Below are 24,669 nucleotides of genomic sequence, written 5' to 3'. Positions count from 1 at the left end.
GTCGTCTACACAAACTATCTGGGAGAGGAAGCTAATTGCTGTGTGTGCCTAGGTTGCCCTTCTGAAACGCCACCGCCATGGCTCGCGGCACCTCGGCTTCTGCCAACACCAGATTGGCTCGATTTTCAGCAACTGAGGCGCGATTCTCTTGTTCGGTAGCGATAGCTTCGGCCCGGCGTTGCTCAGCCATCGCCCGTGCCACTCGGACGTCTGCCTCAGCTTGGTCGGCGCGCAATCGAGCACCGATGTTATCTCCGACGTCGATATCTGCGATATCGATCGACACAATCTGAAAAGCGGTCTGCGCATCCAAGCCGCGCTGTAAGACGGTGCGCGAGATCACATCCGGATTCTCCAAAACGCGCTGGTGTGATTCAGCCGAGCCAATCGAACTAATGATGCTCTCGCCAACACGGGCGATGATCGTCTCTTCCGTCGCACCACCAATCAACTGTTGCAAATTGGTGCGCACCGTCACGCGGGCGCGGACTCGCAATTCAACGCCATCTCGGGAAATCGCGCTTAACGTGTTCTTGCCGCTACGCTTGGGGTCGGGGCAGTCGATTACTTTGGGATGCACGCTGGTCTTGACGGCATCCAGCACATCGCGACCAGCCAAGTCGATGGCTGCGGCCCGGTCAAAGTCTAAGTCGATGCTGGCTCGTTGCGCCGCAATGATCGCTTGAATAATGTTCATCACATTGCCACCGGCCAGAAAGTGAGCTTCCAGTCGCTGGGTCGTGATACCGGTTCGCGACGAGATGTCCAGTCCCGCTTGAGCCGCCATGATCTTGGCGTTGACGATGATCGGTGCTCGCACCTGTCGAAAGTACATGCCCACCAGACTGCGCATGCTGACCTTCGCACCAGCAGCGAAAGCCTGCACCCACATCGCGCCAAATGCCAAGAACGAAATAATCGTCGCCAGCGCAAACAATGCAACCAGCGCCAGCACAAAGAACATGGCGATCGTGCCTGGGGTCAGGTTCGATTGTCCAACAAACAGTGACATGATGTGCAACTCCTATGTAACGGAATGAATTCCGGACTAAGTAGTCGATCCGTTGGTTCAATTTCGCCTCGCCCCACCAAGATCGCCCAAATTCCCGTTCCGCGTATCATAACATATCCACCTTTCTCCGTAGAGCGGTACCGTCAAAGGCCGGTGACCGTGAACGAGAATTCCCTGTTCATTGCTTGCTCCGGTATAGATTTCCCCTTCTGTCGCATGATTCGCACGGAGCCCAATACCCCGCTGGACAAGCCATGCGGGATTGAAGCACTGGGAAGCTCAGCTCGCATTTTCAATCCAGCCACCGCCTAGAACACGGTTGGCTTGATAAATGACGCAGAGCTGTCCTGGGGCAATTCCGCTAGCGGGCTGAGCGAACTGGACTTGGAATTGTTCAGCATTCAGAGGAATAACTCGCGCGGGTACAGACGAGCTGTTGTAGCGGATTTGAACTTGCGCATCGAAGGGTTGCTGCGGGAGATCGATTAGCCAATTGGCTCCGCTGGCCGAGAGCGTCGTGCGCTCCAATTCCGGCTTGCGACCCAAGATGACAGCGTTGGTAGTCGAGTCGATGTTGACCACAAACATTGGCTCACCCAGCGCGATGCCTAGTCCCTTGCGCTGCCCAATCGTATAGGATTCGATGCCCTCATGGCGGCCAACGATGCGGCCATCGGTAGTTACAAAATTACCGCTGCGATTTCCAGCGGCTCGGGCGCGAACGAACTGGCCATGATGACCGCTGGTTACAAAGCAAATCTCTTGACTATCGCGTTTGTCAGCGACGCGCAGTCCAGCCGCCGCAGCCAAGCGCCGGATTTCCGGCTTGTGGAAGCTGCCAATGGGCAACATCATCCGCTGCAAGTAATGTCGATCAATGCCGGCCAGGACATAACTTTGATCCTTGTTCTCGTCTACACCGCGCAGCAAAGCGGGTTCACCGTCGAAATCGCCAAGCTGCGCATAATGTCCGGTGGCAACAAACTGAGCATCGATGCTGTCGGCATAGTCAAACAGCCGACCGAACTTGATCCAGTTGTTACACTGAACGCAAGGGTTCGGCGTGCGGCCTTGGATATATTGATCAACAAAGTAATCTACGATTCGCGAGAATTCGGCCTGCAAATCGAGCGCGTAAAACGGGATGCCCAGAGCATCCGCCACGCGGCGTGCGTCCATGGCATCCGATGCGCTGCAACAGCCCTGCTTGTGGTCCATGCGCTGTTGCAATATGGGAAGTAACGGATTGGGCGCGTTGTCGACCTGGCAGGCCTGCGCGGATTGCTCGCCGTGACGCATGAACACTCCGACGACGTCGTATCCCTGCTGCAACAACAGATAGGCAGCCGCCGAACTGTCTACTCCGCCGCTCATGGCTAGTACGACTCGAGTGGACATGCTGTTGTTAGCTCCAAACTCCAAGTGCTTGCAACTGTTTGGTTGCGGTCCCAGGCCAATCGCGACTGGACAATGGCGAGGCTGGGCTGGGATGCAGTATGCGCCCCACCTGTATCTTACTCAGTCCGTACTCCGCGATCACTCGCCGCCCGCAGCTTTCTGCCCATGCGCCAACTCCGATCAGCCACTGGGGTTGCAGAACATCCAGCAGCCTAGCCAAATGGCGATCGCAGACGGCTTGCAGCGCCACCTGGGAAGTGGCAGGCAGTTTGTCCGGAGTCAGATTACGTGCCGACTGTTCCATGAACGCTAGTGGGCAATAGTTGGCTACAAAGTGCTGTTGAAAAAATTCATCGGCACAGTCAAATCGCTGTGAGAACAGCCCCCAAAAGCGTTTGCCGGATACTTCGCTGCGAGGACACTTCAGTCCCAGCACCGGGCGCTTGGGATGTTGCGAATCCGGTGCGGAAATGGGGGCGTCGATTTTCAGCCAGTGGGTCACGGCGGCAACTTCGCCAAACGGAACGCCAGTTTGTGCCATGCCCCAGGGACCAGGATTCATCCCTAAAAAGACAACTTGGCAGCTTCGTCGAGCATACTTCAGGATGTACTGCTGGTGTGCCTGCCAAGCGTATTGCAACGGATTGTAGACCCAGGCCGCACAGCCTGAAAAATCTAGGGCCTGACAGGCTTGGCTGAGCTCCCCGGCCGCCAGCAATACTTGCTCGCCAATGCGATTGGATTTTGTCTTAATCATAAGCGTTTTGACCATGGGGAACACCCAAAGACACATATTCTAATGGAACTGCCTCAGGTCGGCAGCTAGCTGATTCCATCCCTAGCGGCCTATAATGTCTCCGGTAGCCACTGCCACCAGACGGTAGGCGCTGGTCATACTGTAAGCTAGCCCTCACCGGGGAAGTCAAAACATTAGCGAGGACTTCATGTTTCATAAACCACTCCGAGCCGCCTTGCTAGGCGTCTGCCTCAGCCCGATGACTGCGGTGGCCCAGCCGGCCGCACCTGCGGTACAGTTCGACCAGGCCCTTAGCCAATATCGGCAAATGATCGATCGCAGCATCCAGTACCTACGGGTCCGTGGTCAGGCGCGCGATGGTTCGTTCTCTGGTCAGGCCGGTGTTGGCCCAACCGCGCTGGTGGTTAGCGGTTTATTGGCAGTCGGCGTGGCACCGGAGGATCCGATGATCAAGCAGGCTTTTGAATTTCTGGATGCGAATATTCAGCCCGATGGCGGGATTTATGCGCCGCAATCCCGACACCGCAACTACGAAACCTGCATCGCCATCATGGCCTATCATCAGGCCAACCGCGATGGGCGACTGGATTCCGTGCTGGCCGGAGCGGAAAAATTCGTGCGCGGCATACAGTGGGATGAAGACGAAGGAATTCAGCCCAGCAACATGGCTTACGGTGGTGGCGGATACGATTCCCAGTCGCGTCCCGATCTCAGTAACACCAGCTTTCTGATCGAATCGCTGACGTCGCTGGGACGCGGGCCTGATGATGAAGCCATCCAGAAGGCGCTGATTTTCGTGTCACGCTGCCAAAATCTGGAATCGCAGTACAACGACTCGCCGCATGCAGCCAAGGTGAACGACGGTGGCTTTTTTTATACAGTGGCCGGTGGCGGCGAATCCAAAGCCGAGCCGCTGCCTGACGGTGGCCTGCGCTCGTATGGATCCATGTCCTACGCAGGACTCAAGAGCATGATCTACGCCGGTCTGACCGCCGATGATCCTCGAGTCCGCGCAGCCACCGAGTTCTTGCGCAAAAACTATGATGTGGACAGCAATCCCGGCATGGGGCAGCAAGGTCTGTTCTACTACTATCAAACCATGGCTAAGGCGCTGGCTGCCGTTGGACAAGATGTCCTAACCGACGACCGAGGCCACCAGCACGACTGGAAGTCGCAGTTGCGAAGCAAGCTGTATAGCTTGCAGGCCAAAGATGGTAGCTGGGTCAATCCGACGTCGCGCTGGATGGAAGGCGATCCCAATCTAGTCACCGCCTACGCCCTGCTGACCTTGGCCCAATGTCCACCGGCTGGCAAGTAATCGAAGCTTATCTGTTGCCGGTGCTGGCTAGCATAGTTCGGTCCACGTTCTGGCCAACGTAGCTACATCTGGCTAGCCTCGCCGCAGCCAAGCAGGCGGCTACTGCATGGGATTGGCCGGAATGTCCGGTGCGACGACGACCTGTTCAATCACGTCGTTATACGCCCCGGCATCCATGAGGGTGAAACCTAAGAACAGAGCCACGAAGATGAATGATCCAATGAACAAGATCGCATTGAGTGGCTTGTCGTGGATCATGTGCATAAAGAACAGGATGACCAAACTGGCTTTGATGGTAGCGATGATCAACGAGGCAATCAGTTCAATATTGCCCAGTTCAAGCGTTGCCTGAAACACAGTTAGGAACGTCAGCACAATCAGGGCCAAAAAGACCGCGATCAGCTGCCACACGGGCATAGGATGCGAAAAGCCGTGATGCTGGCCGTGAGAAGGTGAGGCGTGATCTGACATCGCAATGATTTCTTAGTAAAAATGATTTCTTAGTAATGTTGTTGCGTTATAAGGATGATCGCTTCAACTGCCGTTCGCCTAGCGGATCAGATACAGCAGCGGGAACAGGTAAATCCAAATCAAGTCCACCAAGTGCCAGTATAAGCCCACGTAATCTACCGGACCGAAGTACTGTTCGTGGAAGACATCTTTGGTGGCTCTTACCAGCAGCCATGTCAACACGATCATACCGCCGATGATGTGGATCGCGTGAACCCCTGTCATGCAGTAATAGATACTGAAGAACAGTCCGGCTCCACCCTTCTGATCCACCATTTCAATGGTCGCATCGCCAAGGTTGGTCTTGGCCGGCGAACTACTAGTAGCCACCAAGTGACCGGTAGTGATCGGTGCAATTGCGGAATGGCCGTCTTGCGAATCATGCTGAGGCGCAGCATGTTCGACGTGCGCAGCTTCATCAGCATGCGAGTGTTCTGCCGCGTGGGCCTCGGCCTCTTCAAATCCTTTGCCAATGGCCACACCGCCAAAAAAGGCCACGCCGGTAAGCAACAACGACCCGGAGATCTCGATCAAGCGCCGGTCTTGTTTCAGAAAACACCGCATTGCCCAGACCGCTATGCCCAGTGTGATCAGTCCGGGCAGGACACACAACGTCGTCAACCAATCCATGGGAACCTGTCCCGTGACGGCGGCAATCGGCTGCCACGATCCGTGATCTGCGTGAGGCTGGGCATATTGCGAGTGGTACATGCTGGCCGGTAGCAAGCCCAGGTCCCATTTGTGAGTGTATTCGACCGCTTTGACGCCCAAGAAAATCGAAGCACACCACAGCGTGATCGCCAAGCACAGCACCAGTCCACCGCGCTGGCGCAGTTGGGAACAGCGTACCCCCCAGGCCATCGTCAAGCTACTAAACAGCAGCACCCCAGTGTTGAAAGCACCCAGTTTGGTATTCAGGAATTGGCTGGCAAAGCTGAATACCTCTGGATTGCGCGAACGGTACAGAGCATACGCGCAAAACATCCCGCTGAAGAATAGGACTTCTGTTACCAAGAACAGCCAGATTCCCAACTTGCCAGAATCGTACTGCTGCTCCGGATCGTCAAAATGGTGAGCCAGAAACGAAGGGTGTTCGTGTCCTTGGCCGGCATGATCGTGTGACATGGGAATTGCGTTTTCTAAGTGTGAACTTTCTCGGTGTCGCTCTGCGGAACAGTTGGGCTTTGCGGATGCACATATTCCCAGCCTGCTTCGCCGTGGTACACCAACGGCTTGTAGTTGTAAGGATCGTTGACGGTGGGAGCGCTATGGAAGTTATAGAACGGCGGTGGCGATGAGCACTGCCATTCTAAGGTCGCACCACCCCATGGATTTTCAGGTGCCTGCTTGCCTCGTAGCAACGAATGAATCAGCACTCCCAGCGCGATGAACAGACCACAACCCAGCAGGAATGCACCATACGTCGACCATTCATGGAATGCCTGGAATTCGTCCAGATACTTGGCATAGCGGCGTGGCATGCCCCGACTGCCCATGACAAATTGCGGTAGGAAGGTCATGTTAAAGCCAACGAACACAATCAGACATGAGACGCGTCCCCAAAATTCGTTAAACATCTTGCCGGTCATTTTGGGCCACCAGTGGAAGACACCACCTAAAAAGCCGACCATCGTGCCGCCCATCATTACATAGTGAAAGTGGGCTACCACGAAGTAGGTGTCGTGCAGCGGTCGGTCGGTTGACAGAGCACCCAGCCACAGACCGGTAAGACCACCAATGGTGAACAAGAAGATAAAGTTCAGCGCATAGCACATGGGCGTGTTTAACTGCACGGTCCCCTTGTACATCGTAGCCAGCCAGTTGAAGACCTTGATGGCCGATGGAATAGAGACCGTAAATGTCAACGCGCTGAAGATGATCGTGGTCACGGAGGCCATGCCTGATGTGAACATGTGATGGCCCCATACCAAGAATCCGAATAGGGCAATGGCCACCGAGCTATACGCGATAAAGCGATAGCCGAAGATGCCTTTGTGACTGTGCACGCTCATCAGCTCGGAAATAATTCCCATGCCCGGCAGAATCATGATGTATACCGCCGGGTGTGAATAGAACCAGAAGAAGTGCTGAAACGTGACCGGATCGCCATTCAGCTTGGGATCGAAAATGCCAATGCCCAGCACGCGCTCGGCGGCCAGCAACAGCACGGTAATTCCGATCACCGGCGTCGCTAGCACTTGGATAATCGATGTCGAATAGGTAGCCCACAGAAACAGCGGCATGCGGAACCAGGTCATTCCAGGTGGTCGCATGGTATTGATGGTCACAATGAAGTTCAGCCCGGTAAAAATCGAGCTAAATCCCAGAATAAACACGCCCATCGTGGCTGCGACGACCGGCCCTTTGGACTCGTTGCTGTAGGGCGTATAAAAGGTCCAGCCGGTGTCCAATCCGGTCGAGCACAGAGCGACCAAGAAGAAAATCGCACCCGTGACCCACAGGTAAAAGCTGCACAAATTTAGTCGCGGAAAAGCCACATCCTTGGCACCCAACATGACGGGCACTAAGAAGTTGCCCAGAGCCGCCGGAACGCTGGGAATGATAAACAGGAACACCATGATCGCGCCGTGCAGCGTGAACACTTGGTTGTACTGCTGGTTGGTTAAGAACGACATGTTTGGCGAAGTCAAATGGGCTCGCAAAATCAGAGCCAAAAACCCGCCCAACATGAACGCAGACATAACGCCGACCAAGTACATCAACCCGATGCGCTTGTGATCCAGCGTTAAGGCCCAGCTCAAAAAGCCTCGGGTGTTATACAAATAATTATCGCTTGCACTTTGAGTTTGCGCGGTTGCACTTGCACTCATGGCCTGGTCCTCGTTTGTCGTTATTCGATACTCCCCGATTCCAATGTTCACTTCAGTCAGGGTTCGACCATGCGAACCGCCAAAAGTCCAGTGTCAGTTGAATCCGGGGTTTAATTTTTCAGGTTTTAGTGTTGAACAATCTACTTGGTTGCGGTTGCTTGGGCAGCACCATCTTGGGGAACTTCTTCTGGCGGTGGTAGGGCATTGCGTTCTTCGTCTGTAATCTGTCCATCCTCCAGAGCTCGAATCATAGCTATAAGAGCGTCGATCTCCTTGGGCTTGAGTCGTCCCTTGTAGGACGGCATCTGCGATGCCTTCGCAAACTCCGGCTTCATCTTGGCTTGCGGCGATTCGACCGACTCGATGAAGTACTGTTCGTCGAACGTCACGCTCTGACCGTCAATATTGTTGAACTGCTTGTTCCATGATCCAGCAAAGCTAGGGCCGATGACGACCTTACCGGGCTCAAGGGAATGGCAGCCTTTGCAGCCCCGGCGCTCATACAGCCACTCGCCGTGAGCCACGGGCGCTTCGGGATGCTTGTTCAGTTCAGCTAGCTTCTTTTCGTAGTCTTCCTGTGAATGAACCTGAACATCCGCCAGCATCTCGCTGTGGTTGTCTCCGCAGTATTCAGCGCAGAATAGTTTGAATTTACCTTCCAGTATCGTGTGGAACCACAGCACATTCAAACGTCCGGGCACGACGTCTTGCTTGGTGCGAAACGCGGGCACGTAGAAGCAGTGCAGTACGTCGTTGGATCGCATTCGCAAGCGAATAGATTTGTCAACCGGCAAGTGTAGCTCGTTGCTCTCCGCACCATTGGGATAGGTAAACGACCAGTTCCATTTGCTGGCGGTCACATTAATGTCAACAGTTTCTGGAGGTGGGTTCGTCATGTCCATGTAACCCTGTACCCCTCGGTAGAATATCCAGCACACGATAATGGTTGGAACGATAGTCCAAAAAATCTCCAGCGCATTGTTGTGCAGCGCGGTGGAGTCGCCTTGATAACCCGCGCGTCGTCGAAACTTGATGGCGAACCATACCATGGCTCCAACAACCAACACGAAGAAGAAGCCCGAAATGTACAGCAGAACCATGAAGAGCCAGTCGGTTTCTTCCGCAAAAGTTGACCCCGCAGGAGCAAACCAAAAACTGCCCTGATGCTCAGCAAACAGAGTAGGTAGTAAATTAAGATTCATGGGAAGGTGCTCAAAAATCATCAAATTGTTAGCGTGTTCACATGCGATCAGCCGCCGGCTGCCGCTCCGCAATCCGGATTCGCGCCTTTAGGTCGGTTGATTGGTGGGGTCGGTGGCACCGACCTGCGAGACGTGTTGTGGGGTCGAAGTCGGTTCTTTTTTCGAACTAAACCAAAACGGGGCCGTGCAGCCTAGCAGCAGTACTGCGAAGGCGGCTCCGCCCAAGGCCATCACGCGACGGGCGTCGGCCGAATAACGATTGGCTTGTGGATCATAGTAGTAGCAAAATTGCACAAAAACGTCAGCTAAGCTACGGGTCAACTTGCCTTCGGCGGCTTCGCCCACAGCTAGGCGAAACTGATCGGGCTCGATGCCCAAGTCCACCAAATAGCGGCAGATTCTGCCTTGCGAACTGACAAAATAGGTGACTGCTGGGTGGTTAAAGCGATCGTTGGCGGCATCGTAGGTGTAATAATATCCCAGCGCTTTGGCCAAGCTAGTGATTTCCGGTTGATTGCCAACCAAGAAATGCCAGCCTGCGTCCGCCCGAGTTCCAGGCAACAGTCCAGTGTATTTGGCTTTGGTACGGGCCGCCTTGTGATAGTCCTCACGGGGATCGATGCTCACGCTGATCATCTGATAATCGGTTCCCAGTCCGGCAGCATCGCTGGTGCGCAGGGTCTCGACCATGTTTTCCAGTTGTGCCATGCACAAGCCTGGACAATCGCTATAGTTCAATGTTAGCACGACGGGCTTGCCGTTGTCGAAGAAATGGCTCAAGCGAACTGCGCGCCCCTGATCATCACGGAAGCTCAGCTCCAGGGGCAGAAAATCGCCCACGCGATCTTCCACTTTGATATTGGCCGCGTTGGCCGGCAAATCATCTCCAAGCGGTGATTGATCCTGCATCGACTGTCCAAAGGCGATCCCGCACCAGGCATTAACCTGAAGAGCGACCACCACGCCGACAGCTCGGCCGAGGCAGCGCACGGTTGTGGTACGAATCGTGGGGGACATTGGATGTTGACTCAACATTAGTTCGCTTAAACGGTTCCTACAGTGGCCGCCACAGTTTAGGTACTAGGCTTGGACCCAAATTCGGTACGTAGCAATTGGTAGGCGCGATCGACGGGGACAACCTGCCGGGTCGTGGGTGGCTGGCCCTCTTCTCCTGCAACTTGCACCTGGCCAGTTTCGTTCAGCTTCGACTTTTGGGCGGCGATCTCATTTTCAGCGGCGGTGTATCGCGCGCCGGCAGACACCTGCTCTTCGTACGAATGCTGCCAGGCATACGATAGTGCTCGTCCAGCCAACAACAAAATCACGAGTATCACGGAACTCAATACCGCGCTCATGGCGATCGTCTTGGTATCTAAATCGTCGTATCGTGCCATTGTCTATTCTTTGCGTGATAGCGTCTCTAAGCCAATTTTTCTGCCTGCCCAAAAGTTACGGCAAATTCTGGTACGCCAGCGAATCGGGTAGCCACGGGTCATTGACAGCCACAACCGGCGTGTCACCGACTCGCCATAAAAACAAGCCTACGAAAATCAAAACCATACCGGCCCAACCTGCCAGGTGCGCAATCATCATGCTCAGCGACGGCGCGCCAACGTTGGGCATAATCAAAAATGTCATATCCAACCAATGCACCACCAGCAACAGGCAAGCCCAGCCGGCCAACCAAGCTGGCCAGCGGCGATGACGTCGCCGCAGGAACGCCAGGAAGGGGACGATGAAGTGGAACGCCAGCAGCAACAGCCCGACATACTCCCACCCCCCGGACATGCGGTGGCTGTACCACAAAGTCTCTTCCGGAATATTGCCGTACCAGTACAGCATGAACTGTGAAAAAGCGATGTACGACCAAAAGACGATGAAGCCAAACTGGAACTTAGCCAGATCATGATAGTGCTCAATGCGAATGATCCGCTCGGCACGACCCCGCTGCTGCAACAGATAACAGGTCAAAATCATCACAGCAAAGAAGCTGAACATGCCGGCCGCAAAAATGTAGACACCATAGATCGTGCTGAACCAGGCTGGATCGGTAGACATCATCCAGTCGAAGGCCGCAAAATTCAGTGACAGTGAAAACAGCATGATGCCTGGAGCCGCCAGCTTCTGAAGCCTTAACGTGATCCCTGCATCGCCGGTCTCATCTTGACGACGACTGGAACCAAAAAACAGCCGGGCCGCAGCGATAAAGACTAGGAAGTACACCAGCGTCCGCACCGCAAAAAACTTGGAATTGAGGAACGCCAACTTGTTCTCAACAATCTCAGGCAGCCCCTGGCCCGCACCTCTATTCCAGGAATACAGCGATTCACTACCCATGAGCACCGTCGCCAGAATGGGGATGAACAGCAGTGCCCACAACGGAATGGTAGCTGCGTATAGCTCCGCAATGCGGCGGACCGCTGCGCTCCATCCGGCGCGAACCAAATGTTGAACCATCACAAAGAACAGAGCTGCCAGGCAAAACGTCAGGCAATACATGTAATTGGTCAGGTAAGAATGGAAAAATCCCTTCAATCCCCCGTCGGAGATCGTCACGAACAGAAACACGCTCAGCAACACCAGCACTGCGCCCACAGCACTCAGGGCCGGTGCCTTGCTACGCCAATCGGCTGGCAGAGTCAGGTTATCGTTAGGAATCGAATGTGATGCCATCTTGCGACCTAGTCATCTACGGTTAATTGCTTGGACTGTGTTTCTAATACACGCTTTGGGCTATCCCATCGTTACTGACCAGCAGTGTCTGGGGGGACATCGCCGGATTGCGCGTTCTGGCTACGCTGCAGCGACTTGACATATACGGCCACCGCCCAGCGCTCTTGAACATTCAGCGACGAGCTATATCCGGCCATCTTGCCTTTACCGTGCGTGATCGTGTAGTAAACGCGGCCCAGCGGTTGTTGCTGAACTCGCGGGTCATGTACGCTGGTGGGTTGCAACCAATAGGTAGCGCCAATCGACTCGGCGCGCTGCGTGACCAAGCCATTGCCATAGCCGGCATAGCCATGACAGACGGCACACACTTGATTGAACTTGCGCTGACCTAATTCAAATAACCGGTCGTCAGCCTGAACCTGCTCAGGCAAGCTGCTCAACCATGCGTAATCCGGTTCGGCACCAGTCGCCACCGTTCCACCAGCCGCTTGCTGGCTAGCCTCGGATTTACCGGCTGATGGATCCTCAGCCACTAGCTCTCCAGTAGATTGGTCTGTTGAAGGTGGTTGGGCGGTGGACTGGGCAGGTTCTGGTGCCGCTGCAGATGACGATTCAGCAGCGGGTTGACCATCGGAGTCTGCCGGTTCCGCGTCTGTGTTAGCAGGAGCACTGTCTGCCGCCGGCGACTCCTCTTGCGCACTTACCAACCGAATACCGCTCACCGAAGGCATAATAGCTGCCGTGTCATTGGCCGGGGTATATCCTAGAAAATAGGGATCATCCCCTGACTGAGTACCACGCGCCACTGTTCCTGGAACCGGCGGTCGCTCGGTACGACCGTCAGCGAACTGAGTCGTTTCCTTTTGAGCCTTGCGAAAGGGCTGAAAATCCATGTCGAAAAAGACGTGCCAGCGGGGGCTGCCGCTACGGACCGAACGAATGTTCCACACCACAGTCAACGGAATGATCGTCAACAGGATCAGCGTACCGATGATACCGTACAGGCCTTTGGGTATCTCGGTGGAACTGTCGTCTTCGCGGACTTCTTCCACGCCCAGTGGCCCAGTGGCCTGCAACAGCGATTTGACGCTGTCGCTGTTAAAATACTTATCGCGAGCATCAACCCACAAGAAAAAGCGATCGTCCGTTGCGCGGTCAAACTTGGGATTGGTAAACACCGGATTGGATAATCGCGGCAAGCCATTGAGCGCCAGCATTGCAAAGACGGTGGTGAACGCCGCAAATAGCACGGTCAACTCAAAGGTCACCGGTATGAAGGCGGGCAGGCTGATAAATGGCTTACCGGAAATAATGTAGGGATAATCCACTGCGTTCATCCAGCACTGCATCAGCAGCGCCACTCCGGTACCCGTGGCACCGGCAATCAGACTGAACCACGGCAGAATGGTCGGCTTGATGCCTAACGCTTCGTCGATACCGTGAACCGGAAATGGTGCAAATACGTCGGTTCGTGTATAGCCAGCATCCCGCACCTTGCGAGCCGCCTCCAGCATCTTATTTTCGTCGTCATACTCGGCCATCCACCCGAAGGCTCGTGGCGGTTTGACAGTTTTTTGTGGCTTATGATCGCTCATATTTGGCAACCTGGGATCTTGTAAACTTCAGTGTTTGTTGATCGGCGTACTATGGAATGCAATGAATGAACAACTTGACCACGTACTAGTGGTGATCGTGCCCGCCGGCCAAGTGATGCTCGGCGTGTGCATGTTGGCTGATCACGCCTTTGACTTCGCTAATGGCCACCACCGGCAAAAATCTGCAAAACAGCAGGAACAGCGTAAAGAACAAGCCAAAACTACCCACCAACATACCGATATCGACCCACGTCGGAGAGAAATAACCCCAACTGGAAGGCAGGAAGTCGCGGCTGAGCGACGTTACCACAATCACAAATCGCTCGAACCACATGCCGATGTTCACAAAGATTGTCACAATCCACATCAATAGCGTGTTGGTGCGGAAGGCTCGGAACCAGAACAACTGAGGTGAAATCACGTTGCACAGGAACATGGTCCAATAAGCCCAGGCATACGGTCCAAACGCGCGATTGACGAACGTGAACAATTCGTACTTGTTCTGACCATACCAGGCAATAAAGAACTCGGTGGTATACGCCAAGCCGACCATCGAACCGGTCGCTAAAATGATCTTGCACATGTTCTCCAAGTGACGCGGGGTGATCACATCCTTCAGTCCGTAGATCGAACGCATCGGAATCAACAGCGTCAGCACCATGCCGAAACCGCTGAAAATAGCCCCGGCCACGAAGTAGGGTGGGAAAATCGTAGTGTGCCAACCAGGCAGTTGTGAAACGGCAAAGTCAAAGCTCACCACCGAGTGAACCGACAATACCAGCGGCGTGGCCAACGCGGCCAAGATGGCGTAAGCCTTTTCGTACCGGAGCCAGTGACGCGACGAACCGCTCCATCCTAGACTGAGAATGCCGTAGATCATCCTGCGCCACTTGTTCCGCGAGCGATCGCGGAAGGTTGCCAAGTCGGGAATCATCCCCATGTACCAGAAGACCAACGATACCGAGGCATACGTGCCCACCGCAAATACGTCCCACAATAACGGGCTGCGGAATTGAGGCCACATCCACAAATTCAAACTGGGATAGGGCGTCAGCCAAAAGGCCAACCAGGCTCGACCGACGTGAATACCCGGAAACGTTCCGGCGCAAATCACCGCAAAGATCGTCATGGCTTCCGCCGAGCGGTTGATGCTGGTTCGCCAATTTTGACGAAACAGAAACAAAATGGCGGAAATCAACGTTCCGGCGTGTCCAATACCCACCCAGAATACGAAGTTGATAATGGGCCAGCCCCAAAACACGGGAGACATGTTGCCCCACACGCCGACACCGGTCAACAGCAGGTGACCAATCAACGCTACGAATAGCAGCATCAGCGGAAAGGAAACCGCCATGCACAGCCACCACAGGATCGGCTGCGGCTCTTCGCTAATCCGCGAAATCATCCGCGTAATGGCAGCGTAATTGTGTCCGCCGGTAATCAGCGGTGTCCGCCGGCCCGGTGTGTCAATCGTATTGTCGATATTCGCAGTGGTTATGCTGGCCATGAGCTGTATCGGTTCAGTTCAAATTGGGAACTTGTTAGTTAACACTTGCTAGTTAACGTTAACACTGTGCTGATTGCTAATGATCGTGGTCCTGCTGATGATCGCCGTGATCTCCAGCATGGTCGTGAGCGCCATGGCCATGATCGCCATGGTGTGCTTCTTTGAGTTGGTACGAGGCCTTTAGTCGCGGATGCGTATTGCGGACACGCGCCATGTACTGCGTTCGTGGCTTGATGTTCAGCTCGGACAACATGGCGTACGTTCGCGGGTCGTTGTAATTCTTGGAAACCTGACTGTCGGCGTCCTTGATGTTGCCAAACACAATGGCCTGGGTCGGGCAGGCCGTCTGGCAAGCGGTTTGCAATTCGCCGTCTTCGATGGAGCGGCCTTCGGTGCGTGCCTGAATCTTGACGTTTTGCACGCGCTGGATGCAGTAGGTGCATTTTTCCATAACCCCGCGACCGCGCACGCTGACTTCTGGATTCAACACAAGCTGCTGGAGCTTGCGACTAGCCTCTTCCAGCTTGCCCTGCTGCTGCCAGCCATAAAAATAACCGTATTCGGTCTGATAGTTGAAGTAGTTGAAGCGTCGCACTTTGTATGGGCAATTGTTGGCACAGTAACGTGTGCCAACGCAACGATTATAGGCCATCGCGTTGATGCCCTCTTCGGTGTGTACGGTAGCCGCTACCGGACAGACCTGCTCGCATGGAGCCGTTTCGCAGTGCGCACATGCCACAGGCTGTTGGATCATCTGCGGCGAAGTTTCAGTGCCTCGGAAGTATCGGTCGATGCGCAACCAGTGCATCTCGCGGCCACGCAGCACCTGTTCCTTGCCCACAACAGGGACGTTGTTTTCTGCCTGGCAGGCGATAACACACGAACTGCAACCGGTACACTTGTTTAAGTCGATCGTCATGCCCCATTGATAAGGCACCGTCGGGTCTTGACTGTACTTCTCCATGGGCTCTTGTTCCCACAGAGATTTCAGCGGTGGATGATGCACGCCTTCGTGCTCGACAAAATCCTTACCGCCTTCGGTAATCTGCTCCAACGTTCCTTCGCGTACTAACCAACCAATTCGCTCGGCGATGCCGTCCCGACCAATTGAGTCGATCGCGAAGTGATCCTGAGTCGTCGCCAGCTTGTACGGCTTGGACGTGTCGCTGACTTCAACGCCGGTGACGATGTGCATCTTGTCCAGACGCCGCACCTTGCTGACATCTTGACCAATCTGGACCTGTCGATCGCTGCTGACCGCCTCGTCGCGACAAACGCGACCGTAACCCAACTGAGTCACAATCACACCGTCGGCCAATCCAGGCATGATGAACACTGGCAACTCAAGCTGTTGACCGTCGACTTTAATACGCACGATCTCGGTCGGTGTCTTGTCGCTTTGATCGAGCCCAAACTTCTTGGCCATTTTGGGACTGACTAGCGCCGCATTGTCCCAGACCAGTTTTGTGATTGCCTGCGGCAGCTCCTGGAGCCAAACATTTTTCGCAAAGCGACCGTCATACAGCGAGTCACTTTCACAGAGAATCAATTCCAAGCTGCCATTTTCGATCTTCTCCAGATCCAGCTCGCCGGTGGGCAGCGGGCCGCCAAAGCTGTCGCCGCTCAGCTCCAGAGCTGAACCCTTCAGATAGCCATCATGCAATACGCTGTGCCAAGCCGAGGCGGATAGCGGCGAACCAGCAAATTGATCTGCCGTCGCCCGCACTAGACCGTTGCCTTCAGCCGGCTGGCCCATCAGCAACGACAGCAACTCAACGGTGCTCTTGCCTTCCATTAATGGAAGAATCTGAGGCTGGCAGACGCCGTACGCACCATCGACGCTCAGCACGTCCCCCCAGCTCTCCAGCGGATGTGCCAACGGCAGAGACCAGCTGGAAACCTTGGCTGTTTCATCTTCATAGTCTGCCAGGTAAACCACATGCTCCATTTCGGCCAGTGCCTTATCCAGCCCCACATGAGCCGGAGCCGTGTAGACCGGGTTGTCTCCGAGAATCCAAACCGAGCTTACCGAACGCCCCAGCTTCTCGACCAAGTCGTCTAGGCCAATGGGTGTTACACCGACGATTGCACTGCGATCAGCAATAAACTTGACGGTCTTGCCGATGTTTCCAAGCTTTTGATTCAGGCGCAGTGCCAATAACTGAACATCCAGCGGCTGATACGCTCCGACATACACTACGCCTGCACCCTGATGCTTGACCAAGTCCTCTGCCATGGCGGCAATCATGCGCTGAAGCTGCTCAGTGATCGGTACCTGGTCTAACGGCTGCTCGCTGGCCGGTGCAGCCGGAGCCTGACCACTCAGCTGTGCATCCACAGCCTTATCCAGTTCGACCAAGAATGCACCAATCTGCGAGCTGCGAATCGGCAACCGAGAATCCGCCGACGAACCGGTCACCGTGTAGCGTGCTTCGACGCTGTACAAGCGATTCATCGTGGCAGGATCCGGTGTGCGACCCAACGAATATTGCCGCGAATAGACCAGCATATTCGGATCGTTGCCCAACGGATCGCTATCCAGGCAGCAAATCACGCGCGCCCCAGACAAATCCAACAACAGCTCCGATGGCTTGCCGGTGGCCTGACTGGCCGCTGCCCGCTGGGCTGAATCGTCGATCGACTTGTACTGGGCAATGGTTGCCTTGGGCAGCGCTTGCGCGATTTGTCCGACCAAGCGATTGACGCTGGGTGACAGAGAAGGCGACATCAATATCGCCAAGGACTGACCCTGCGATGCCTTGTGAGATTCCCACTGGCTGCGAGCGTAGTCGGTGAACTCTTGCCAACTAGCATCGACCAATTCACCTGCCGAGCGCCGGGCGACTCGATGAGCCCGATCGTCGTCGTACAAGCTCAGCACACAGGCTTGAGAAAACACATCGGTGCCAGCGCTCTTGAAACGCGGCTTACCCTCAATCGGATTCGGCTCGGTGGCCCGCATCAGCGGATGCTCTGGATTGCCCTCAACCTTGATTGGTCGACCATCGCGATTGGTGACCAACAAGTTTACTGCGCGACCGGCCAGCTCAAAGCTGGTAGCGTACAGCTTAGGCACACCGGCCAACGTGTTGTCAGGGCGAATCACAAACGGTGCGATACGCTCTGGTCCATAGCGACAGCCGGCAGCGCCGCTCAGCGCGATCGATGCACTCATCAATTGCAACCACCGCCGGCGCGAAACACCCGATGGGAACTCGGAAGCGGCCTGCGGAAATTCACGCTCCAGGTACTGACGGAATTCCGGCGTTTGATCCAGCTCGTTCATGCTTCGCCAGTAGCCCTGCGAGCGCTGCTGGCGAGCCGTCAGGGGTTGGCTCGGCGGCAAACAGGTCGAAACCGGAGAGTCCGAGGCGTGGTCGGCCGTGGTAATAGGAAGCTTGGACTGCATGGTTGAATTTGCTCGAATCACAGCGGGCCAATATCACTTGGCCGGTTCAGATTGAAAATTAACTTGCGACTTGCGGTTACTGAAAAACTAACGGTGGCAGACAGCACAGTTGGTTTTGGGGTGAACTCCGTTGCCTGCTTGTTCAAATTGAGCCAACATTTCGCTGCCAACTTCCTCGCGAGTCTTCCCCTCGGGCGGCTCCCAACTCAAATTGGTAATTTGATCCAGCGGTCGCAAACGAGGAGCCGGATTGTTGTGGCACTCGATGCACCAAGCCATCGATAGCTCCTTGGCTTGATAGACCTTGTCCATCGTGTCAATGCGACCGTGGCATTCGACGCAACTTACTCCACGATTGACGTGAGCCGCGTGATTGAAGAACACAAAATCAGGCAGACGGTGAATGCGCACCCACGGCACGGATGCATCACCTGATTTCCAACTTTCATGGACCGCGCGCAACTTGGCGCTGTCTTGGCGAACCGATGAATACTTCGGCGGCTGGCCATCGATCTCAGGGCTGTGACAATTGATGCAAGTGGCTGTCGGCGGAATCGACGCTGCCGCAGCCTTGTCGACACCGATGTGACAGTAGCGACAGTCCATCTTCAAATCGCCAGCGTGTATTTTGTGGCTAAATGGCACCGGCTGAGTCGGCTGGTATCCTGGATTCAGCGTAGTGTCATCCGTCGCAGCCAGGAACAGCGTACCGGCATAGCCACCGCCAGCTAACAGCAGCAGTCCAAGTACTGGCAAAAATCTATTAGTCCAGCGTGGAAACAAAAATCGAGTCATAATCCTGTCGATCTAGCACAGAATGATAAGCACATTGGACAAGCCATTTTCGCGCGCCAAACTCTTCGAAGATTCTGGTTTTAGCATGACCCAACGCATTGCCAAGTGCATCGAAACGAACACCCTCCCCGGGCCACATTCGATACAATGGGCTCAGCGCAGTCCGCGCGAGCCGGTAAATATGCCGATACATCGACGTTTTGTTAATAGCAGCCCCACGAACTCGGGACGCGACATAAGGTCGCATACGAACCGTTGGCTTTTGAGCCGCAAAAATTTCGCGATACGCCCCGTGCCGCGAACTTGCGATGACTAGGTAGTCTGTGAGCGATCTCGTAGACTGTCGTTTAAATCACTGACTGCCATAGCTACGGATTCTGCGGTGTTGGCCGAGCTGGTGGCGGCCGCTGGCCAGCCCAATTTGTTTAGGGTCTCGCCCACAGCCCCACCCAGAGCTATCGGCAGGACTCTCTGGGTCCGCTCCCCCAGTAGGTTATAAGCAAGCTGGGCGATTAGACTGCTGGTAATTACCGCATACTGAACCTGCCTTGCCGCCAGGCCTGCGGCCAGCTCAGCACTGGGCTGATCTATGCTCTGGCTGCAATACGTCAAGCACTCGGTTACCTGAGCGCCCGCCCGCTGCAAGCCCTGAGGCAGTGTTTCGCGGCTATTGTTGGTTGTCGTGACTAACCAACGCTGGCCTGCCACCGAGCCCCCTAGAGTTTCGACCAACCCCTGAGCGTTAAAATCGCTGACGGGAACCACATCAGCCCGCAGTCCATACTTTTCCAACCGCTGTGCCGTGGCCGGACCAACCGCCGCCAATCGAACCTGCGCCAACAGCCGCGCATCCAGCCCTTGCGAGAGGATAAACTGCATCAGGCCGTCAACGCCGTTGCTACTGGAAAACGTAATTCCGCCGATCGCCTGCTGCTTCAACAACCCAACGGCTCGGGAAAGCTCAGACAGATCATCCGGCCGGACAATGCGCAGTACCGGGCTGCAAATCACGCGGGCTCCCAGATCGGTCAGTGACTGAGCCAGTTGGTCCGATTGATGCGCGGCTCGTGGCAACCAGACGCCGCAACCGGACAGCGGGCGATTGGCAAACCAATTCCACTGGCTGCCCAGTTGGGCAACCGTGCCCACAATCACTAGCACCGGCGGTCGCAGGCGACTGGCCGGAGTCAACTGCTTGGCTACCTCATCCAGGCGGCAGCGAATAATCCGTTGATCGCTCCACGAGCAGCGTCTAACAATGGCCGCTGGAGTATCGGGCGGCTTGCCCGCAGCCAGCAACTCTTCGGTCCACTGGCTAGCCGTGGTGACTCCCATATAGATGGCCAGTGTCCCCGGGAATTTAGCCAGCGCCTGCCAGTCCAGCGACTCATCGGCACCAGCCTGTTGTTGGCCGGTTACTAGCGCCAAGGCCGATGCATGGTCGCGGTGAGTCAGCGGGATACCGGCAAAGCTAGCTACGGCCAGGGCTGCGGTGATTCCTGGAACGACTTCAAATTCGATGCCGTGCTGGACTAACGCCTCCAGCTCTTCTGCCGTTCGAGCAAATACGCCTGGATCGCCACCCTTGAGTCTGACGACGGTTTTTCCCTGCTCAGCCAGCTCGACCATCCGCCCGTTGATCGTAGTCTGTTCCCAGATCGCCTGTTGACCATGCTTGCCGACACACACCAGCTGAGCTTGGGCGGCACAGTCCAGCAGCGCCGGATTGGCCAATCCGTCGTACAGAACCACGTCGGCCCTGCGCAGGCACTCCAAACCCCGTACCGTCAGCAGGCCCGGATCGCCTGGGCCAGCCCCAACCAGGTACACTCGCCCCCGGCCAACCGCTGCTTGCGGCTGGGCATGAGTCGGCTCTTCGAGCTGGTTGGGAGCGAATTCCCCTGAATCGTCTGGTAAATAAGGCTGGACAGAATCGTTGGGCTGCGGCATCATAGTGACATTCTAACGCTTTCTGCGAGCCATTGACGTACCCATGGGGGACTTGCTTGCGGAATGCATGCCGACGAGAAACAGACGATGCCAAATACCGAGAGTGCCAAGAAACGACTGCGACAGAGCTTAGTAAATCGTGATCGCAATCGCGCCGTCAAATCCAGCTTAAGAACTGCATTGCGCAAGTTGCGTGAAGACGTAGCCAATAATCAATTGGAGCAAGCCCAACAGCGTCGTCAGCAAACCGCGCGGCTGCTAGACAAGGCTGCCGCCAAAGGCGTCATCCACGCCAACAAAGCCAGCCGCCTCAAGAGCCGCATCTCGCACCTCGTGCGCAACGCACAACAGGCATCCTAGGGCGCACAACAGGCATCCTAGGGCCGACGGCGTTTTCTCTGCAGTCATCGTAGGCATCTCCAACTTAGCCGCAGCTACCTGTCTATGACTCGTTGGCCGTTGCGAAACGTTGAGCCAACTGCACCCGGAACGTGCGGGTGAGTGTTCCGCTTCTGATTACCACTGCGCCATTCCCGTCATGCCTGTCCACCGGCGATTTCGATGGCTTGCCCGTTGACGCTCTCGGAGCCGGGTAGGCAGAGCCACATGGCGGCGGCAGCGACTTCTTCTACCGAGATCAAACGCTGGTGGCGATTGGTCTTGACCATCAGGTCGCGGGCTTGCTGCTCGGAAATGCCGGCGCGCTGCGCGATGCTTACCTGATTTCTGGCCACAATGTCGGTATCAACGTAAGCGGGGCAGATGGCGTTGAAGGTAATGCCGGTTCCCAGAAAATCTTCCGATAGCGCCCGCATCAATCCGATCATCCCGTGTTTGGAAGCGGTGTAAGCCGGAGCGCCCTTGAGTCCCCGCAGGCCAGCGATCGACGCGACCAGCACGCCGCGTCCCCAACCAGCATCGCGCATGCCCGGTGTGCATTCGCGCAGCGTCACAAAGGCTCCATCTAAATTAGTGGACATAATCTTGCGCCAAAAGGCCATGTCCGTTTTGTGCAGTGCACGACCTTCGGCAATTCCAGCGTTGGGTACACAGATGGTGACCGGCCCGCGCTGGGCAATGGCCGAAGCGATGCCGTCGACGATGCTTTGCTCTTGAGTGACATCCATCACCAGTGGAAACAGGCCTTCCTGACTGGCTGCCGCCGATTCCAGTACATCCTTACGGCGACCGGTGATGGTTACCTTCGCGCCGGCTCGAGCCAGCTCTCTTGCAATTCCCAACCCAATTCCCGTTCCGCCGCCGGTTACCAGTGCGTGTCGTCCGTCTAGTGGTTGTGATGTCATCGTTGGCTTTCTAGTTGTTGTTGGGCCTGACAGAGTTCAAGTCGTATGCGCGAATCGCGTCCATTGAGCCGCTCGCCTTATCGCCGCAGGGGTGCCATTGTAAACTACAGTGGGTATCCGGCACAACTTCCGGCATGATCCTGGCCCATGGTCCGGTGCCAAGGCAAGCAAGTTGTGGTTGCTATTGTTGCTCCCACAAAGTCTGAAATGTATTTTCACTGCGGGATGATGGCGCTGGTGGTACATGCGGGCTGGCCACTTGCCCAGCCTGGATCGCGGAAGGGGTTCACCACCGATCGCGGGCATGCATCGAATTCATTTTCCGTTTAAGGTTTCTTGTCCAGTGACTTCTGCCCCTAACCGCTTGCCCGCCTTGCGTCCGATGATCGTGGGTGAAGTGCTATTCGATTGTTTTGACGACGTGCAAGTCTTAGGCGGTGCTCCGTTCAACGTGGCATGGAATTTGACCGGACTGGGGCTTCAGCCGCTGATGGTCACGGCGGTTGGCGATGACGCGCTGGGCAGCGAGGTGGTCCGGCGCATGCAGCAATGGGGCATGGATCGCAGCGGTTTGCAGGTCTTGGCCGACAAAGCCACAGGACGTGTCGACATTCGCGTGACCAATGGACAACCCAGCTATCAGTTCTGGGACGACGTGGCCTACGACCATATTCGGTCGCTGGACTCGTTGGTCGATTGGAACTCGATTGGACTGATCTACCATGGGTCGCTGGCGCTACGCGGTGCCACTTCGCGAGAAACGATCCGGCACCTGCGGCGCCAAGCCTCGTGTCCCGTTTTTGTGGACGTCAACATTCGGATGCCGCACTTTGATCGCTCATGGATTGATCCCCTACTGGTGGGTGCCGATCATGTCAAGCTGAACAATGACGAACTGCACTGGTTGGTCAGTTCACTGGGCAGCGGCTCTGGGCACATGGCAGAGCTTGACAACGCCGGACAAACGGACCGGGTGGACGAGCGTGGCGGCCGGTGTTGGAACAAGTTTATTGATCAGGCGGGTGTGTTGCAGCGGCAGTTTGGTATCAGCAATCTGTGGATTACGGCAGGCGAGCTTGGTGCCGCCTGGTTAGGCAACGATGGTCAGTACTGTGTGCAGGCTGCCAGCCCAGTTGCCGACCTAGTTGACACGGTTGGTGCCGGCGATGCGTTGTCAGCGGTGATCATTCGCGGGATTATGACACGGCAATCGCCGCAAATCTCGCTGGCTCAGGCGGTCCGATTCGCCTCGCGCGTCTGTGCCTTACGCGGCGCGATCAGCACCGATCCGGCCGTCTATAATATGGATCTAACGGTTCACGCCAGTGATGGGCCGGTGCGGGACTAGGCTCCTGGCAAGGATACCCATGTCGACACACAGGATAGTTTTAGTTGGACTGCCAAGCTGTACTGGCCCGGCTTGTCCCGCCCTTAGAATCGCGTAGACAGATGCATCTGGATTGATTGAACGTCCTCAGAGATATTGTTTGGCTCATGGCGCACGACTGGTTTCATCAACGACAACAAGAACTGTTTGGCACGCCACATCCCGTGGCGTTAGTGACCGGCAGCGCTGCCCCGCGTGTTGGTCGCAGCGTGGCTGAACTGTTACTGGAGCGCGGTTTTCGCGTCGCCTTGCATGGCCATCAGGACGAGCCCGAGGATTCACGGTTGATACACGGTTATGCTCAGCGAGGACATTCAGTGCAACTGGTCGTTGGTGCCATTCAGGAAGCGGCCAATGTCCACACTTGGCTGGACCAAATTTTGCAGTCGTGGGGGCGCGTTGATTTGTTGGTCAATTCAGCGGCCATTTGGCAGCCCAAGAACTTGGAACAGACTCAAGTCGACGACTTGCAGCGGCATTTCGAAGTCAATTGCTTAGGCAGCTTTGTGACGTCCCAAATCTTCGGCTTGCAGATGGTGGCTCAGTCCTGTGGCGGTGCCATCGTGCAGATTGGCGACTGGGCGGTCGCGCGGCCTTACACCGGTTTTTCGGCTTACTTTGTCAGTAAAGGCAGTATCGAGACGATGACGCGTAGCTTGGCGGTCGAGCTGGCGGGGCGCAATAATCGCGTTCGCGTCAATGCTATCCTGCCTGGGCCGGTAATGATTGCTGAAGGCGTGTCGGAGCGGCGCCAGCAACAGATCGTCAGCGATAGTCTATTGCAACGCGCGGGACGCCCCGAAGACGTTGCCGAGGCGGTCTACTTCTTGGCGACCAGCCCGTTTATTACCGGCGTATGCCTGCCCGTGGACGGGGGCCGCAGCATCTATTCTGGACCCACGGCCGATCCGGCAGCTCATCCGGATACGTAAAATATAGCCCTGCACACTGTTGGTACCGTGTGACCTCGGACCACTGGCAACCAGCGACTAGCGTCTTAAGACCCGGATACTCCGCAGTC

General features: G+C 55.7%; 20 protein-coding genes. 4 read left to right on the top strand and 16 right to left on the bottom strand.

Annotated features, from left to right (window positions below; genetic code table 11):
- Nucleotides 1-31 precede the first annotated feature (31 nt).
- The 3 genes from floA to KF752_04130 all read right to left on the bottom strand — a co-directional run bounded on the left by floA (nucleotide 32) and on the right by KF752_04130 (nucleotide 3,167).
- Nucleotides 32-1,012 (bottom strand): flotillin-like protein FloA, encoded by a 981-nt coding sequence (floA, locus tag KF752_04140; GenBank protein MBX3420727.1) that lies wholly within the window; start codon nucleotides 1,010-1,012, stop codon nucleotides 32-34.
- 279 nt (nucleotides 1,013-1,291) lie between these two features.
- Nucleotides 1,292-2,410, bottom strand: coding sequence for a tRNA 2-thiouridine(34) synthase MnmA (gene mnmA / locus KF752_04135; GenBank protein MBX3420726.1), 1,119 nt, complete (start codon nucleotides 2,408-2,410; stop codon nucleotides 1,292-1,294).
- Between the two features lie 7 nt (nucleotides 2,411-2,417).
- A complete protein-coding gene (locus tag KF752_04130; protein ID MBX3420725.1) occupies nucleotides 2,418-3,167 on the bottom strand; it encodes a single-stranded DNA-binding protein in 750 nt (249 codons plus the stop codon).
- Between the two features lie 187 nt (nucleotides 3,168-3,354).
- Between KF752_04130 and KF752_04125 the strand changes: the two genes are divergently transcribed.
- Nucleotides 3,355-4,485, top strand: a complete 1,131-nt coding sequence (locus KF752_04125) for a terpene cyclase/mutase family protein (GenBank protein ID MBX3420724.1) — start codon at nucleotides 3,355-3,357, stop codon at nucleotides 4,483-4,485.
- Between the two features lie 99 nt (nucleotides 4,486-4,584).
- Here KF752_04125 and KF752_04120 read toward each other — a convergent pair whose 3' ends face one another.
- The 12 genes from KF752_04120 to cobA form a co-directional block, all read right to left on the bottom strand.
- Complete coding sequence (locus KF752_04120; GenBank protein ID MBX3420723.1) at nucleotides 4,585-4,956, bottom strand: cytochrome C oxidase subunit IV family protein; 372 nt, start codon at nucleotides 4,954-4,956, stop codon at nucleotides 4,585-4,587.
- Nucleotides 4,957-5,034: 78 nt separating this feature from the next.
- Complete coding sequence (locus tag KF752_04115; protein MBX3420722.1) at nucleotides 5,035-6,120, bottom strand: cytochrome c oxidase subunit 3; 1,086 nt, start codon at nucleotides 6,118-6,120, stop codon at nucleotides 5,035-5,037.
- A gap of 14 nt (nucleotides 6,121-6,134) precedes the next feature.
- A complete protein-coding gene (locus tag KF752_04110) occupies nucleotides 6,135-7,826 on the bottom strand; it encodes a cbb3-type cytochrome c oxidase subunit I (protein MBX3420721.1) in 1,692 nt (563 codons plus the stop codon).
- Nucleotides 7,827-7,966: 140 nt separating this feature from the next.
- A complete protein-coding gene (gene coxB, locus KF752_04105) occupies nucleotides 7,967-9,028 on the bottom strand; it encodes a cytochrome c oxidase subunit II (GenBank protein ID MBX3420720.1) in 1,062 nt (353 codons plus the stop codon).
- A gap of 87 nt (nucleotides 9,029-9,115) precedes the next feature.
- Nucleotides 9,116-10,045, bottom strand: coding sequence for an SCO family protein (locus tag KF752_04100; protein MBX3420719.1), 930 nt, complete (start codon nucleotides 10,043-10,045; stop codon nucleotides 9,116-9,118).
- A 56-nt stretch (nucleotides 10,046-10,101) separates the two neighbouring features.
- A complete protein-coding gene (locus tag KF752_04095) occupies nucleotides 10,102-10,422 on the bottom strand; it encodes a hypothetical protein (GenBank protein MBX3420718.1) in 321 nt (106 codons plus the stop codon).
- A 55-nt stretch (nucleotides 10,423-10,477) separates the two neighbouring features.
- Nucleotides 10,478-11,701, bottom strand: a complete 1,224-nt coding sequence (locus KF752_04090; protein ID MBX3420717.1) for a quinol:cytochrome C oxidoreductase — start codon at nucleotides 11,699-11,701, stop codon at nucleotides 10,478-10,480.
- Nucleotides 11,702-11,772: 71 nt separating this feature from the next.
- Nucleotides 11,773-13,296, bottom strand: coding sequence for a DUF3341 domain-containing protein (locus KF752_04085; GenBank protein MBX3420716.1), 1,524 nt, complete (start codon nucleotides 13,294-13,296; stop codon nucleotides 11,773-11,775).
- 85 nt (nucleotides 13,297-13,381) lie between these two features.
- Nucleotides 13,382-14,803, bottom strand: coding sequence for a polysulfide reductase NrfD (nrfD, locus tag KF752_04080; protein ID MBX3420715.1), 1,422 nt, complete (start codon nucleotides 14,801-14,803; stop codon nucleotides 13,382-13,384).
- Nucleotides 14,804-14,879: 76 nt separating this feature from the next.
- Complete coding sequence (locus KF752_04075; protein ID MBX3420714.1) at nucleotides 14,880-18,212, bottom strand: TAT-variant-translocated molybdopterin oxidoreductase; 3,333 nt, start codon at nucleotides 18,210-18,212, stop codon at nucleotides 14,880-14,882.
- An 87-nt stretch (nucleotides 18,213-18,299) separates the two neighbouring features.
- A complete protein-coding gene (locus KF752_04070; GenBank protein ID MBX3420713.1) occupies nucleotides 18,300-19,007 on the bottom strand; it encodes a cytochrome c3 family protein in 708 nt (235 codons plus the stop codon).
- A 312-nt stretch (nucleotides 19,008-19,319) separates the two neighbouring features.
- Entirely contained in the window at nucleotides 19,320-20,960 is a 1,641-nt protein-coding gene (cobA, locus tag KF752_04065; GenBank protein ID MBX3420712.1) for a uroporphyrinogen-III C-methyltransferase, read from the bottom strand.
- A gap of 84 nt (nucleotides 20,961-21,044) precedes the next feature.
- Here cobA and rpsT point away from each other — a divergent pair, with 84 nt between their 5' ends.
- Nucleotides 21,045-21,317 (top strand): 30S ribosomal protein S20, encoded by a 273-nt coding sequence (gene rpsT / locus KF752_04060; GenBank protein ID MBX3420711.1) that lies wholly within the window; start codon nucleotides 21,045-21,047, stop codon nucleotides 21,315-21,317.
- A gap of 176 nt (nucleotides 21,318-21,493) precedes the next feature.
- Here the strand turns inward: rpsT and KF752_04055 are convergent, their stop codons facing one another.
- Nucleotides 21,494-22,261 carry an SDR family NAD(P)-dependent oxidoreductase gene (locus tag KF752_04055; protein MBX3420710.1) on the bottom strand — a complete coding sequence of 256 codons (768 nt, stop codon included), beginning with the start codon at nucleotides 22,259-22,261 and terminating at the stop codon, nucleotides 21,494-21,496.
- Between the two features lie 343 nt (nucleotides 22,262-22,604).
- Here KF752_04055 and KF752_04050 point away from each other — a divergent pair, with 343 nt between their 5' ends.
- Complete coding sequence (locus KF752_04050) at nucleotides 22,605-23,609, top strand: hypothetical protein (protein ID MBX3420709.1); 1,005 nt, start codon at nucleotides 22,605-22,607, stop codon at nucleotides 23,607-23,609.
- Nucleotides 23,610-23,755: 146 nt separating this feature from the next.
- A complete protein-coding gene (locus tag KF752_04045; GenBank protein ID MBX3420708.1) occupies nucleotides 23,756-24,580 on the top strand; it encodes an SDR family oxidoreductase in 825 nt (274 codons plus the stop codon).
- Nucleotides 24,581-24,669 lie beyond the last annotated feature (89 nt).

The sequence above is a fragment of the Pirellulaceae bacterium genome (genome assembly GCA_019636385.1).
Taxonomy (GTDB): domain Bacteria; phylum Planctomycetota; class Planctomycetia; order Pirellulales; family Pirellulaceae; genus Aureliella.
Note: the sequence above shows the minus strand (reverse complement) of the source record. Positions and strands in the feature narration are given on the sequence as shown.